Annotated in this window: 13 protein-coding genes; 7 read left to right on the top strand and 6 right to left on the bottom strand. The window is 56.1% G+C overall.

The window, feature by feature from the left end:
• Positions 1-7: 7 nt before the first annotated feature.
• The 4 genes from ACTQVX_RS05555 to ACTQVX_RS05540 form a co-directional block, all read right to left on the bottom strand.
• Positions 8-934 (bottom strand): transporter substrate-binding domain-containing protein, encoded by a 927-nt coding sequence (locus ACTQVX_RS05555; protein WP_427794053.1) that lies wholly within the window; start codon positions 932-934, stop codon positions 8-10.
• A gap of 339 nt (positions 935-1273) precedes the next feature.
• The gene (locus ACTQVX_RS05550) at positions 1274-2167 is read right to left on the bottom strand and encodes an aldose 1-epimerase family protein (protein WP_427719707.1); all 894 of its coding nucleotides are present in this window, start codon (positions 2165-2167) and stop codon (positions 1274-1276) included.
• Between the two features lie 114 nt (positions 2168-2281).
• Positions 2282-3148, bottom strand: a complete 867-nt coding sequence (locus ACTQVX_RS05545) for a hypothetical protein (protein WP_441560515.1) — start codon at positions 3146-3148, stop codon at positions 2282-2284.
• A gap of 125 nt (positions 3149-3273) precedes the next feature.
• Positions 3274-4590 (bottom strand): ATP-binding protein, encoded by a 1317-nt coding sequence (locus tag ACTQVX_RS05540; protein WP_441055372.1) that lies wholly within the window; start codon positions 4588-4590, stop codon positions 3274-3276.
• Between the two features lie 115 nt (positions 4591-4705).
• Between ACTQVX_RS05540 and ACTQVX_RS05535 the strand changes: the two genes are divergently transcribed.
• Together ACTQVX_RS05535 and ACTQVX_RS05530 are read left to right on the top strand one after the other, a co-directional pair.
• Complete coding sequence (locus ACTQVX_RS05535; RefSeq protein ID WP_441016976.1) at positions 4706-4900, top strand: hypothetical protein; 195 nt, start codon at positions 4706-4708, stop codon at positions 4898-4900.
• Positions 4894-5037 carry a hypothetical protein gene (locus ACTQVX_RS05530; protein WP_195838622.1) on the top strand — a complete coding sequence of 48 codons (144 nt, stop codon included), beginning with the start codon at positions 4894-4896 and terminating at the stop codon, positions 5035-5037. The genes ACTQVX_RS05535 and ACTQVX_RS05530 overlap by 7 nt, the downstream gene beginning before the upstream one ends.
• Before the next feature lie 197 nt (positions 5038-5234).
• On the opposite strand, the gene ACTQVX_RS05525 is transcribed toward ACTQVX_RS05530, so the two are convergent.
• Together ACTQVX_RS05525 and ACTQVX_RS05520 are read right to left on the bottom strand one after the other, a co-directional pair.
• On the bottom strand, positions 5235-6797 hold the full coding sequence (locus ACTQVX_RS05525; RefSeq protein WP_441560513.1) for a PTS transporter subunit EIIC: 1563 nt from the start codon (positions 6795-6797) through the stop codon (positions 5235-5237).
• Positions 6798-6879: 82 nt separating this feature from the next.
• Positions 6880-8205, bottom strand: a complete 1326-nt coding sequence (locus ACTQVX_RS05520; protein ID WP_089573127.1) for a 6-phospho-alpha-glucosidase — start codon at positions 8203-8205, stop codon at positions 6880-6882.
• Between the two features lie 298 nt (positions 8206-8503).
• On the opposite strand from ACTQVX_RS05520, the gene ACTQVX_RS05515 reads away from it, so the two are divergent.
• From ACTQVX_RS05515 to ACTQVX_RS05495, 5 genes are all read left to right on the top strand, one after another.
• On the top strand, positions 8504-9253 hold the full coding sequence (locus ACTQVX_RS05515) for a MurR/RpiR family transcriptional regulator (protein ID WP_117757480.1): 750 nt from the start codon (positions 8504-8506) through the stop codon (positions 9251-9253).
• A gap of 1192 nt (positions 9254-10445) precedes the next feature.
• Positions 10446-11984 carry an ATP-binding cassette domain-containing protein gene (locus ACTQVX_RS05510; RefSeq protein ID WP_441016970.1) on the top strand — a complete coding sequence of 513 codons (1539 nt, stop codon included), beginning with the start codon at positions 10446-10448 and terminating at the stop codon, positions 11982-11984.
• Positions 11985-12345: 361 nt separating this feature from the next.
• Positions 12346-12669: a hypothetical protein gene (locus tag ACTQVX_RS05505; protein WP_117734898.1), complete on the top strand. Its 324-nt coding sequence runs from the start codon at positions 12346-12348 to the stop codon at positions 12667-12669.
• A gap of 154 nt (positions 12670-12823) precedes the next feature.
• Positions 12824-13039, top strand: coding sequence for a hypothetical protein (locus tag ACTQVX_RS05500; protein ID WP_117743463.1), 216 nt, complete (start codon positions 12824-12826; stop codon positions 13037-13039).
• A gap of 126 nt (positions 13040-13165) precedes the next feature.
• Positions 13166-14431: a hypothetical protein gene (locus tag ACTQVX_RS05495; RefSeq protein ID WP_441016964.1), complete on the top strand. Its 1266-nt coding sequence runs from the start codon at positions 13166-13168 to the stop codon at positions 14429-14431.
• The last annotated feature ends 96 nt before the right edge of the window (positions 14432-14527 follow it).

Below are 14527 nucleotides of genomic sequence, written 5' to 3'. Positions count from 1 at the left end.
TGCCTCCCTATGCCGGCTGACGGTCGAGGCACGCGTCCCACATCTGGTCGCGCTCCTCCTGGCTGACGCCCTTGAGCGTCTTGTCGATGAGCTTAAGCAGCTTGTCCGAGCCCTTGCGGCAGCCGACGTTTGCCGCGACCTCCTGCTTAAAGCCCTCGCCCTCGGCAAAATGAATGGGGACGATACCGGGATTTTGGGCCATGTAGCCCTTTTCGTTTTCGGTGTTGTACGTCACGGCGTCGCAGGTGCCCTGCAGCAGGTTCGAGAACACCGTGGGGACGGAGTCGACCGGGTTTTTGTGAACGACGCCCGGGATCTCGTCGATGACGGTATCGAGCATGGTGTCCTTTTGGCCGAGCACCGTGGCGCCGCTGAAGTCACTGAGCTTGGTGGCGTTTTGGTAGGGGGAACCCTCTTTTACGAACAGGCCAAAGTAGCCAATAAAGTACGGGTCGGAGAAGCCGACCGACTCCTCACGCTCGGGCGTGGCGCTCATACCGGCGATGATGAGGTCGATCTGGCCGTTGTTGAGCGAATCGATAAGGCCCGAGAAGCTCTGCTTGACGGCAACGGGCTCGCCACCGAGGGCCTTGCAGACAATCTTGGCGATCTGCACGTCGTAGCCATCGGCATAGGCGCCTTGTACGTTGTCGATGGGGATGGTGTACTCACTGGCTTCGGAAACCTGCCAGTTGTACGGGGCGTAGGCCGCCTCCATGCCGATGCGGATCTTATCCTTGCCGATCACGGAATCGGACAGGTCGTCGCGACCGCCGCCCGTCGTGGGCTGAACCACCTTGAGCGTGGACGGGCGCTGACAGCCGGCGAGCGCGCCGGCGACGGCGGAAGCGCTCGCGGCAAGAGCGCTACCCAAGAAGATGCGACGGCTGCACACCGGCTGTGGATGCACGTCGCGCTGATGGGGAGAATGCATAATCTGCCTTCCCTGTTGAATCGTATGCTAATGACTTAACAGGATACCGCTCAGCGTTGCCTCCAGCAGATGCATATATACAAATTAACAAACTGAAAACGATTGGTAGCCGTTGGGGACGTTCTTAAACGACCAGTCAAACAAGTAGTCATCGGGGACAGTCGTTGGGGACGTCGATGATTCGGCAATGCCAGCGAGCGCCACCCAGAGCGAACAAGTTGGCATGAAAAAGGCAAGGCATAGACCTTCTGGTCATGCCTTGCCTTTTGAATGACAAATTGTCGCTCTGGGTGGCGCGCAGCGTCGACCGGTCCGCCGTTCGTTAGAACGGCGGAACCTCTAGAGCAGCGTAACCTCGAAGGCGCGCTTGTCGGTGGCGCCGGGAGCCAAGGTGATGGTGTTGACCTTGTGCTCGAAGACGTCGTCCTCGGTGTCCATGGTGGTATGTCCGGTCCAAGGCTCGAGCGCCACGAACGGGGCGTCGTTGGCGGCAGACCACACGCCAATGTACTTAAAGCCCTCAAAGTCAATCTTGACGCCGTGGCCCGACTTGCGACTGCGCAGCGTGAGCGTGGAGCCCGGGGTATCGGTGAACATAATGGCGTCGTTGTCGAAGCTGCGGTGTGTGATGGGCAGCACGTCCGAGTTATCGGGAGCCTTGTAGCTTCCCTCGAACGTCATAAGGCCATCGGGCGTGATGATGGGGGCCTCGTTAGTCCAAGCCTCGGTAAACGCCAGCTCGTAATCCTCGAACGCCTCGTCCTCGGCACCGGGAACGGGCACGTTAAATGCGGGGTGGCCGCCCACCGAAAACGGCAGGTCCACGTCGCCGGTGTTGGTGACGGCAAAGGTCTGCGTAAGAGTGGCGTCGCCAGTCAGGGCATAGGTCATGTTGAGCTTAAAGTGGAACGGGAAGGCCTTGAGCGACTCGGGCGTATCGGTGATCTCGTAGGTGACGGACGAACCGTCCTCCGACACCTCGACCAGCTTGTGCTCCACGATACGCGCGATGCCGTGGCGCGCCATCTCGCAGCTGCCGGCCGCAGACGTCGCCGTGTTGTTGCGCAGCGAGCCCACAATGGGGAACAGGATGGGCGCATGCTTGCCCCAAAAAGCGGGATCGCCCTGCCACAGATACTCGTTGCCGTTGAGGGCAAGGCTCGTGAGCTGGGCGCCCATGGAATCGATGGCCGCGGTGAGGCCGCCGCGCCTGATGGTAGTGACGGTAGACATGCTACTTCCTCCAAAAGTAAACAATAGTGTCGAGAACTATTGTCCCACTCTTGGCGGCGGGACGGGACGGCAGGCGATTATTGAGTAGCCATAGCGGAAATGGGCGGCGAGCGCCTACTGGGTATCCACGTAAAGGTCAAACCCGCCCTGCGAGGTGGTGTCGACCGTATCGGGCGCCCGCGAGTTAAAGCTCGCGGGAACCATTCTTTTCGAGGCACGAAAACGCGTGCCGTCGGTGGCGACAGGTGGCTCATCGACCGTAAGTTCGTAGTCGCCGGGCTTGAGCTCGATACCGTCACCTTCGGAATTGACGTATTGGTGCTCGTCGATCGCTTGTCCCTTGAGCGTACGGCCCACGATATGGATGAGCATCTGGCTGTCGCCGCGCGCGGTATCCCACGTCGCGCCGTCCTTGACCTCGACCGACACATGCACCGAGCGCGTACGGCTGAGCGATTGTTCGACGGAGATCTCGACCTTGGCGGCGTCTTGGCGCTGCTGCTCAACATGGCTCCAAACGCTGCCGATTGCCGAGCAGGCGATAACGCCGGCCATGAAGGCAATGAGGATGGGGCCGAGCGGAGAGCGCCGGCCCGCGCCTTCCTCGCGAGCCAGATCGGGGCGATGCGTGGGCGCAGGCGCCTGAGCGCCTTGCGCGGGCACGTCGAGAATGCTAAAGGATGCCGTGCTGTCTGGGTCGATAGTGTGACGCGGCTGCGGAGTCTTTGCCGGCGAGATGGACATGTCGGCCGGCTCACCCAGTGTGGCCGTAGCATCGGCCTTTGCCTCGTCGGCCTCAGCCTGGGCCCAGGCCTGTTCAAAGGTTAGGGGTTCGGCCGAGTCGGAAGCGGCATCCGTCTCGACGGTGTCGTTGCCGCTCTCGTCCTCGTCGCTCGACACGTCATGCGGCGCGGGCTCGTCCCACTCCTCGTCCGGAACCTCGCCCTCGCTATACCACCATTCAAAGTTATCGATATCCATACGGGGCGCCCCTTAGGCCTCGCAAATAAACACTTGCTAGCCTTATACCCCCAGACGGCACGAGGGCGCGCACGGAATGCGAAAAGGACTGCTCCTTTGTCGCATCGAAACGGATCTGTTTACGTTTAGCCGCGGGTAATCTTATTTCTCAACAAGAAGTCGACTGCCCCCACGATTCTGATGCCATCGATGTCCGTTGGATGGTCGCCATCCCTGACAATCAGGATCTTCTCATACGAATCAGGAATTTTTCCTAGCGTGCTTAGCTTGAGCGGTCGCAGCTCGCGTTCCCTCGTCGCCTCGGCATCGATCCGTTCGGTAACCTGGATATATTTGCGGTCTGATCCCTCGCCGATTGCGACAAAGTCGATTTCCCCCGCGCGTAGATGGCCGCAAAACACTTCGTATCCTTCAAAGACAAGCTGGTTGTAGATAACGTTCTCGAGCATCCTTCCGCTATCGCTACCTCTATATCCGTCAAGATAGCTGCGAATTCCCGTATCAGCTATGTAATATTTACCGCCTGTCTTAAGAAGCTCCCGCCCCTTGATGTCATACCTTTTTACTTTGGTAAACAGGTACGTCTCTTCCAGAGCGTCAATATATGCCGACACCGTCGATGCGTTGGTCTTACCGCCCGCTGATTCGTTGAGCGTCCCTACGATTTTGTTGACCGAGGTTTGGTTGGAGATGTTGTCTGTCAGATACGCACAGAGCCGCTCGAGAACATCGCGCTTGGTGATAGCTCCGCGACCCCTACGCGTCACACGCGACAGGATATCGCGCGCGACGATCGTCTGGTAGAGGCTACGGATATAGTCGCGACACAGCTCACGTCTCGGCTCATCATGGGCCAGAAACGGCATGCCGCCATAGGTTATGTACTGCTCAAGCACGGTATTTGAATTAAGGCGATCGCCCGTCTTGGAAACAAGTTCGACCCTCTCACCAAGCCCTTCAGCGGCGACCGCATCAATCGAGCGAAAATCAAGATATTCGCCAAACGTGAGAGGCTGCATCTTGACCTCGACATATCGGCCCGAGATAAGCGTTGCGAGCTCGCTCGATAGCAAAAAGGCATTGGAGCCCGTGACATAGATATCGCACGGCAAATCCACTCGGAGCGAGTTGACCGCCTTTTCCCAACCTTCGACATTCTGGAGCTCGTCAAAGAACAGGTAGGGATGATCGATGCCGTCGATGCGCTCCCGAACCATACGATAAAACGTCAGATAATCCGTAATTCCCGCGTACTCTAGAGATTCCATCTTAAAGGTCAGCAAACGCTCGGTTGGCACCCCCTGTTGCGCCAGATAGTCCCTCATCATGTCCAATAACGTTGATTTGCCACAACGGCGTATGCCCGTCACGATTTTGATGAGGTCGGTATCCTGAAAAGCAATGAGTCGATCAAGATAACGGCTTCGGCGAACGATATCCATAGAGTCTCCCTAGCGCCCGACCAGACATGAAATCTTATAAACTTGCATTTTTTGCAAGTTTATAAGATGTTACCTTAGAAACTTGCAGAATTTGCAAGTTTATAAGGCATGGAATGTGACAAACGGACTGCCCCTTTGTCACATTAGCTTGGCGCTGCTCATGTGCCTGTTCTCGGTGTCATGCTTCACGCACTTCATGGACGTGGCACGCCGCCGCCATCCCAAGTCGATGGTACTCGCAAGCTCGGTTAAGCCCATGGGTTTAGCGTCGGCATCACGTTTGGCACCGCAGTGGGCGGAGCCGTGGTAAGCAACATTGGCATTGCGTACGTAGGCGCAGTGGGCGCCGCGTTCTCGCTTGTGGCCTGGGCGCTCACGCTGGTGACGATTAAGCTCGCCCGCTGGGAACGCCGTCGTCAATCAACACAGCCCCGGATGCAGGCATAGGGGCGAACATAGCCCAAGGTGGCGAGCAACCGGTGAAAACCGTCCCATACGAGTAGTGTCTATCCGCCTGCAAGCTCCGACAGTGCAATTTCGTGTATTTCAAATACACGAAATGCGCGTGGGGCAACTCAAAGGCGGCGGCAGACACATTGTCTGCCACCGCCTTTTATACAGGATTTTATAGATATGTGGGGCGTTTACTCCATACCCAGCAGCTCGCGCATCTGGATTGCGTAGTTAGATGCCATGTTGCCGTAGACAATCTGCACACCGCCGTTAACATGCACGATGCCACGCGCTTCGAGCTTTTCGGTAAACTCGGCGTCATCAACCACCTTGTCACAGTCATTGAGCTGGATGCGCAGACGGGTGAAGCAGGCCTCGACAGACTTAATGTTGTTGTCGCCGCCCACTGCCTCAACGATGGCGGGAATGAGGTCGCTGATCACGGTCTTGGGAGCCTTTTCGGCCTCATCGCCAGACTCTTCCTCACGGCCAGGGGTCTTTAGATCCTTCTTAAGAATGATGAACTTGAAGACGAAGTAGTACACCACGAAGTAGATGGGGCCGAGGAACAGGATAACCTGCCAGTTGGAGCCCTTGGCTGCACCCATAATGCCGTTAAAGATCAACGACAAGAGCGGGCCGCCAAAGGATGCGGAGCCGGCCACGTTGAACTGCAGGATATAGGTCAGCGCATAGGCAAGACCAGCCATGAGAGCGTGGAACACGTAGAGGATGGGCGCGATAAACAGGAAGGAGTACTCGAGCGGCTCGGTAATGCCGGAGAGGATGCAAGGCACCACGATGGCAATCATGAGCGCTGCGGTCTTCTTCTTGTTCTTGGGAAGCGCCGTCTTGTAGAAGGCGAGTGCAGCACCGGGCAGGCCGAACATGGCGAAGATAACCTTACCGTTCATGACAAAACGGCTGACCTCGATGTTAAACGGCGTGCTAGGAGAGCCCAGGATCGCGTTGTAGATATTGATAGCGCCCTGAACGGTCTGGCCGTCGATGGTCTCGACGCCACCGAGCGACGTGAAGAAGAACGGTAAATAGACAAAGTGATGCAGACCAAAAGGCAGGAGCATGCGCTCGCCAGCGCCGTAGACAAATGCACCAAAGGCACCCGTAGTCTTGATGAACTCGGACAGCGCACCGAGAGCGTTCTGGATAAACGGGAAAACAAAGGACATGACCAATGCGAGGACACTGCATGAGAGCAGCGTTACCGCCGGGATAAAGCGTGTGCCGTTGAAGATGGAGAACACGGCAGGCAGCTCAATCTTGTAGTAACGGTTATGCAGCCATGCGACGATTGCACCCACCAGAAGACCGCCGATAACGCCCGTGTCGAGCGTGGTGATACCGAGGATCGTGCTCTGGCCCGTCGTAAGATTGGCGGGATCGATAACGCCAGTCGCCGTAAGGAACGTGCCCATCACGGAGTTCATGCACATGTAGCCCAAAAAGCCACAAAGCGCCGCGGTAGCCTTCTCGGACTTGGCGAAGCCATAGGCGAGGCAAATCGAGAAGATAACCGGGATGTTGCTCATAACGATGCCGGCTGCGGCCTTAAGAATCGAAAAGAAAATCGCAAAGCCCGGAGCAGCAAGCCAGGGAACAGCTGCCGTAAGGGTGGGGCTGGTAAAGGCATTGCCAAAGCCCTGAAGGATGCCGGCGATTGGCAGGATCAGGACAGGCGTCATGAGGACTTTGCCCAGGCGCTGGAACTTTGCCAGCAGCTCATCTTTGTTCATGGGATACCCCTCTTAAAGAAACGGGGCGTGCAGTTCTACAACCCACACGCCCCATAACAGTTATCAAACGCTATGGAACTAGCTACTTAAGCTCCGGCCAGTAATCCTTATTGGCCTCGATGAGCTTATCGAGCACCTTACGCGCCTTCTTTGCGTCACCGACCAGACGATTAAGCGTGAGTGCCTGCAGGGCCTTCTCGTAGGAACCCTCCATCCAAGCCTCAACAGTCAGGCGCTCATAGGCGTACTGGTTCTCCATAAGACCGCGATAGAAGGTGCCAATCTTGCCAACAGCATAGGGCTGCGGGCCATTGGCGCCCACGCTTGCCGCGACCTCGACCATGGCGTCATCGGGCATACCCTCGATAATGCCGTTGTTGGGCACGATGACAATGAAGGTCTTGTTGGTGTTGCGATAAATGGCCGAGGTGATTTCCACGATCATATCGCCATGAGCATCGTTCTGCACAACCGAGGAGTTCTTTGCGGTGCCGACTTTGGCAACACGCTCGCACTCGGCGAACACGCGCTTCTCGCGACCGTTGATAACCTCGTCGGAGCGAGTGTAGTCGGGGTCGAGGTGAGCGACCTTGTACTCGGGATACAGATAGTACTGCAGATAAGTGTTGGGCAGATAGTCGGGGAAGTCCTCGAGCATATCCTTGACCATGGCGTAGGTATCAAGCCAGGACTGGTCACGCTGCTCGGCATCGGCAGGAAGGAAGCCGTTCTTCTCCGTGTACTCCTTAATCTGCGGGACGAGGTCATGGCCCTCTTCATCGTAGATGTGCTTGAACCAACCGAAGTGATTGAGGCCAAAGTACACAGGCTCCGTCTTGCTCATATCGCGACCGAGCAGGCGACCGTAAGAGCGCATGAGGTTGACAGGCTGGTCGCAGATGTTGAGAACGCGATGCTCATCGGGCAGGACGCGCTCGAGACCATATGCCACAATAGCAGCCGGATTGGTGTAATTGATAATCCACGCCTCCGGGCTATGGGCGCGAACGTCGTTGACGATCTCAACCATGTCATGCATGGAGCGCATACCGTAAGCCATGCCGCCAGGGCCCACCGTTTCCTGGCCGATGATTCCCATATGCAGCGGAATCTTCTCGTCCTTGCTACGCATCTCGTAGCCGCCGGTACGAATCTGGCAGAGCACAAAGTCGACGTCGGTGTAAGCCTCGTCCTTATCGGTGGTGTAACCAAACTCCACACCGGGCTCCTCCTCGGCGAAGAGAATCTTGCCAAACTCGCCGATCGGACGCTGGCGCTCGGCATCGATGTCATAGAGCATCACGCGGTTCAGCGGCAGAATGTCCATGTGCTTGGTCAGGGCTTTAAGAATGCCAGGGCACCACGTGGAGCCGCCGCCAACGATCACAATATTGAGCTTATCCTTCATGTTCCGTCCCTCCAGGGTTGGCTGATCGGTGTTCTCGAAGACCTTGGGCTCCGCGGCTGTCCTCGGCTTGCTTCGTTTCGATTGGTATTTTGCGACATAAGGTCATTTGCAAGTCCCCGTGTGGGCCAATGCGAAACGGGGACACATGATTTCGCTCACGACACAGATATGTGTAGGCAGACACGCGCGTTTGCCCAGTTCATGGGCAATAGGCAATCTTGACCGATTACCGATTTCTCACCTGGCTACACAAAGCGGTACCATATGTACGGCGAGGTGCGAGGGGCTGAAACATCTTATGAAAGATCAAGAATCTTTTTATGATCATGTGCGAGCTGGCGAGAGCAAGCTCAACGATCTCGAAAGCGAGATCATGCGCTACATCATCGAGCTGCGTGATGATATTGACGATGTCACGCTTAAGAGCGTTGCCGAACGGTTCTTCGTCGCTCCCAATACAATCGTCAGGCTTGCCCATAAACTTGGCTTCTCGGGGTTTACGGAGCTCAAACAATCGTATTCCGCCTCGCTCGATCGCAATCGATTCACTATCGAGGCACTTCCTCTTGATACCCAGCTCGTACAGACCAAAGATCTGCTTAACGACCGGGTCATCGATTCGGTTGTGAGTCTTATCCAGGACGCCTCGCATATCGTCTTCTTCTGCTCGGGCTTTTCGAAATACCCGTGCCTCGAGATGGCTGAAAAGCTCAAAATAATGGGCAAGAATACCGACACGCTCAGTGAACGCCACGTCATGAGGCATTACGCAGAACTCCTCGGCAAAAACGACCTGGTCTTCAGCGTTTCCGTAAGCGGCGAGACGCAGGTGTCTATTGACGCCACATCGATAGCCAAAACGCGCGGATGCAAGGTTGTCACGCTCACCGGCTTTTCTCGAAATTCCCTCTCGAAACTAGCCGACTACCCTATCTACACCGTGCAAAAAGAAATCCGCTTGGGCAGCATGGACCTCGACAGTCGATTGATGTTCTATTACGTTTTCGAATTGATATTTGAGCGCTACTTCAAACTGGCCAAGAAATAAAACTTGGTATGCGCCCGGCTTCGACTCTTTAGCAGCCTTCTATATGAAAGGTATCGCCCTATGCAACGCGTACTGTTTATCTGTCATGGGAACATCTGCAGATTCAGAAAAATGCCTAGCTAGTTAGGATCCCGGCGAACCATATCGCGTACCTTACGACGTTTTTACGACTTTGAGCCCCGATGCGATATTGCCGTGATGGAGAAAAGCAACTCCTTTCGCCTTTCCCCAGTAGCTGAAGAACGGAGAATCGAGCATAAGCATTCCTTTCCGGTCGTCTCAAACCTCTGCAATTTGGAGGGTAAATCGCGAAAGCTAATATCTCAAACACCAGAAAAATCAAGTCGATGACCTCGCTCAACATTCACGATGTTAGTGTCGGAAAAATTTAGCCAAATATAGTCGGCCGAGATTGACCAATCCCGGCCGACCCATTTTGGCCAACACGCCCGCATCTATGACTTTCCTATCGCATTCCTACATCCCCTCGGGCTGGATCCCCCTCACCTTCACCGCCTGGGGGACGGCCTCCACCGAGTACGTGTCGAGCCCCCTGCCGCGGTAGCTCGGGCCCCGCATCACGAACACCGACGCCTTGTCGAGCAGCCTGTCGAGGGCGGCGTGTTGGCGCCACCAGCGTAGTGGCGGCGGGGAGGCACGGTGGCCATTATTCGGTGACCGGGATTGGTCAAAATCGGTTGACTATTAGCGGCTAAAATCGCCCGGCGCTAACAACGACGCCCACCATCGCATGCTAGTTACAAGAAGCGGATGCACTAGTATTCTTTCAATCGACTTGCAAACCCCTTCAAGCGTCCAACGCAATGGCGTGCTTTCAGACGCAACGCCTCCTTGCGTCCGCATTATTGCTTTGTTAGACTCTACGGAAGAATTCAGCGCAGGCCCATATGCCAAGCCAGCGCCCCGGAAAGGAAAAGGATTCGTGAAGCTGTAGACGATACATATCGACGCCAATTTGCAAATTGCCATCTATCCAAGAATAAATCTGGCTGCACATTTGTCGTATCGTCTTTTCACTGATCCTCGTATATCCTAAACACTACCTTTGCGAGCATTGCCGTCGACTCATTTTCTTTCAGCTTGACTCGAGTCGACGGGCGTTCACGTTGGTCGGAACGAGCCAATCAGAGCATATGCGGCAAAACGCGGCCTCCCATGCCGAGGAGGCACAATGTCAAGAACCAATTTGAACAGCTCCACCACCCTCGTTCTTTCCCATATTACTTATGCATATCCTGGCAGCGCAATGCCCGCACTCGACAACGTGTCGGCGACATTTGCCCCCGGCTGGCACGGCATCGTCGGAGACAACGGGTGCGGGAAATCAACTTTCGTCCGCATTGCGTGCGGACTTCTGATTCCAGATCGCGGCGTCGTTTCACCGCGTCTCGTCTCCGCATATTGCGCGCAAGAAGCCGGAGTCGAACCGCCCATGCTCTTCGATTTTGCGTGCGACTTCGCCCCGGCGACCACGCACCTCAGAAGGATGCTCCGCATCACCGATGATATGCTCTGGCGTTTTTCCGAGCTCTCCGGTGGCGAGCAGAAGAAAATTCAAATAGCCGTCGCGCTTTGGCAGAATCCCGATCTTCTGGCAATGGATGAACCGACTAACCATGTGGACGCAGAATGCAGAAGGCAGATTTGCAAAGCACTCGCCGAGTACAAGGGTATTGGCCTCCTCGTCTCGCACGACCGTGCGTTGCTCGACTCCTTGGCAAATGACTGCCTGTGCTTTGAGTCGGGGCACGTCACCATGCGCCCCGGCAACTACTCCCAAGCTCGCTCGCAGGCGAATCTGGAGCGCGAAAGCGCGGCGCGGGCCAAATCGATTGCGCGATCCGAAGAAAAGCGCATGAAGGCTGAGTATATCAGGCGCGTTGAAAACGCCTCACGGTCCGCATCCAAGAGAAGCGCCCGTCATGTCGATCCGAAGGATCACGACGCGAAAGCACGAATCAAACTCGCCATTCTCACTGGCAGAGACGGCGTTGCGGGCAAGCTCGCTTCGCGCATGGACTCCCGAATCCAGCGCGCGCAAGCCGCCGTCGACGCCCACCATGTCGAAAAGCGCTACGAAAGCACCTTGTGGATGGAAGCGCAACCCAGCCCGCGCAAAACACTGATTCACGTCAGCTCAGATCGCATACCGTGCGGCCCGAGGCAATCTTTGCGGGTTCCCGAGATTTATCTGGGAAATACCGATCATCTGGGCATAAGCGGCCCCAACGGAGCGGGGAAAACAACACTGGTCAAGCATATCCTGGAGATATTGGAAGGCCGCAAGGCCACGGGATTGGACATTCGCACGCTGTATATCCCTCAGGAAGTCGACGATTCATCCTCAATTGAATTCCTCTCGGAAATCAAGGACCTGCCCCAAGCCGAACGTGGAGCCCTGCTTTCGATCGTTGCGCAACTCAATTCGGATCCCGAACGAATATTGTCCGGCGAGAACATCAGCCCGGGGGAGCTGCGGAAGCTCATGCTCGCCCGCGGTATACTAGATGCCCCCGAAATCATCGTCATGGACGAACCCACGAATCACCTGGACCTGCACTCGGTGGAGGCACTCGAGCGAGCGCTTTCCGCCTTTCCCGGCGCGCTTGTTTTGGTGAGCCATGACGAGCAGTTCCTCTCGGCCTCATGCCCCCTCCGCTTGGATTTGGCCCCAGAAGAGGAGCACACTATTGGTCAGCCCCTCCTCTAGCGCTCAGGCATGTCTTCTGCAAGCCGCCTTCTTCTGATATCCCCTCCCCCGTTTTGCAAGCAACTCAGCGCAAATGGCCCATCCCCCTCAGCCTGAAGGCTCAGCGACACCAACGATACCGACGATTCAATATCTGGATGTCCATATTTGCCCCATCTGGGTGATTATTAAATTGTGTTTGTTCCGTGATTGAATACTTTGTCATCATTACGCCCCACTTCTTCTCATCAGAGGACGTCGAGAACGACAGGTCCTTGCGAAATAATCCCAGCTCAGAAGCTTATGGCATGATGTGCTCACCGAGTGCTCGATGACGGTTGACGAATCGTCGGTAATATCCAATTTTAGGAAAGAGGTGTGTATGACCCGACCGAAGATCATGCGCGGACCGTTTGAATGCGGCTCCATCTCAACAACCAGTACGGCAATGTCGTCTATAAAGGAGTCTTCGGCGAGCATGCCGACTTGTTCTGAACGAGCTGTTCGACATGCCCTGAAGGCCGAAGAGATGTTCTCTCGCGTCATGTATCGCCAGATTCTTTGTGCCCACACGAAGCTCCATGGGGCAATGTTTGGGGACGATGATCTTCATGCCGCAACAAGAAATGTCGAGGAGATCTTGCGCAACGTCCTGCGCCTCTATCTCGATGTCCACGGCGAGCCGCAACGCGGAGTCAGCAAATAATTGGATTGAGAGGAGTTCGAGTATGAGGAAATTGAATCAGTTTATGAAGTTCGATTGGGAAGCTTTTGCGAAAGGCAAGCGTTTCCTTTGTGTCGGAGGTGGTAAATGGGTTGATTAAAACACCAAAGAGCATCGCGGCACCAAGATCGACGTGGTGATCACAACCGATAACACGCAGTATCACCAAAACGAAGGCGAGGTGGTCAGCAATCGTTTCGAGAAGCTTTCCATCAAGGTTTCGAACGATATCGAGATTCCCGTCAATCAGCACGTCATTCCCACCGGCGTGGTCGCAAAGGTTTACGGTGATTATCGCAACCAGTTGTCCATCACGGCGGACGGCATTACCGTCATCCCCGCGAAGGGCTAGGTGATTGTGGTGCGTTACTCCAGTGGCGCACCGGCGATCGTGTATTCGACCCCCAGCGCAAAGCTTTGTGTGCTGGGGGTCGCTTTATTTGCGGTCGCCGCGTGCGTTTATTGCATCGGGCTATTCGTGAACACCATTCTTGCGCCCATCGCCATAGAGCCCAGTACGGTGATGGCGTTTGGCGGCAACCTTACCTCCGCAGCGGCCACTCTTAGCCTCGCTGGGACCATGTTGTTTGCGGGAGGGATCACACATTACGTCATGCTATCTGAATCAACACGGTTGCATGCACGCATTAGGAAGGGGCTCTTTGATCCACGTTACGGGAATCCTCTACACCTGCGAGAAGGCGAGCTTCTTCCCGACATCTCTTGCAAAGAGACGGCTCCTGGACAGTTCGAGCTCGCCATCTCAACCTCATCCTCAACGGCAGAAGAAATATCGAAGATGGGACCTAGCATTAGCTCCCGACTTCGCGGAAGGTTCTCCCGCTACGCCGTCGTACTTGCCGAAGCAGACGTCGCATGCAATCAAGTGACCTTCTTCCTTGAAGATGTGACGTTGCATCGAGAGATCAAGGCATCGCGTGTCGAGGATTTGTGCCCGGCGAACGCCTACGAATTCCGCGTTCAAAACGGCACGAGCATCGACCTCCGCACCTCCGGTTCCATGCTCATCGCTGGAAAGACCACGGGCGTGATCGCCCTCTTGCTCCAAGCCCTGTTGGCTGGTCCTGACGGACACGGATCGCAAGTCCTCATCATAGACCCCAAGCAGGCCGAGCCCTCCCGACTTCCTCGCGTGGTTTCACTGAATGCTGACAGGGACGCTCGCGCAATCCTGTCTGCGTTATCACGGTTCGCCGACAGCATCAAAGAGCGACAGAGCTTCCTCAACGACAGGTCGACAGAGACGGGAGACGCCGTGCACTGGTGGGATGCGAGGCTTCACGTTTCGCTTCTCTTCATGGATGAGTACGTGGCACTCCGCACGCTGTTTCCCAAGCGCGCGAGCAAGGAGGACCCCGATTACTGCCTCGCGACGTTTGATGGGCTGGTGAAGCGCATCGTAACGATGGGGGCGAGCGCGGGCTGCTACGCCATCATCTCGATCGCCGAGGCGTCTGTTGAGGAGGGGGGCTTGCCGTCGATGCTGCGCTCGGCGTGCAGCACCCGCGTCCTCTTCAAGCCGACGCTTCCCGAGGCGCGGCTCATATGGGGCGCGGAACGCCTGCTCGACCTCGGTGCACCTCGCACCTTCTCCCCGGGCGACGCTTGGTTCAGCAGTACGGACGGGGCGCACGACCGCATCGGCTTTGTGCATTTTCCGATCATGGACTTCCCCGTGTACCGCGAGCTTGGGCGGCTCCTTGACCTGTACTTCAGAGAATAACCACCGCGGGGTCCGCTTCGCGCAGCAAAAGCGGACCCCGTCGATTGTTCCATTACTTGAAATTCTGCTCATTTATGCGCCTTGGGGAGCTTGTTA

Source organism: Collinsella sp. LCP19S3_A6 (genome assembly GCF_052122015.1).
Taxonomy (GTDB): domain Bacteria; phylum Actinomycetota; class Coriobacteriia; order Coriobacteriales; family Coriobacteriaceae; genus Collinsella.
This window is presented reverse-complemented; position numbering and strand designations above follow the sequence as displayed.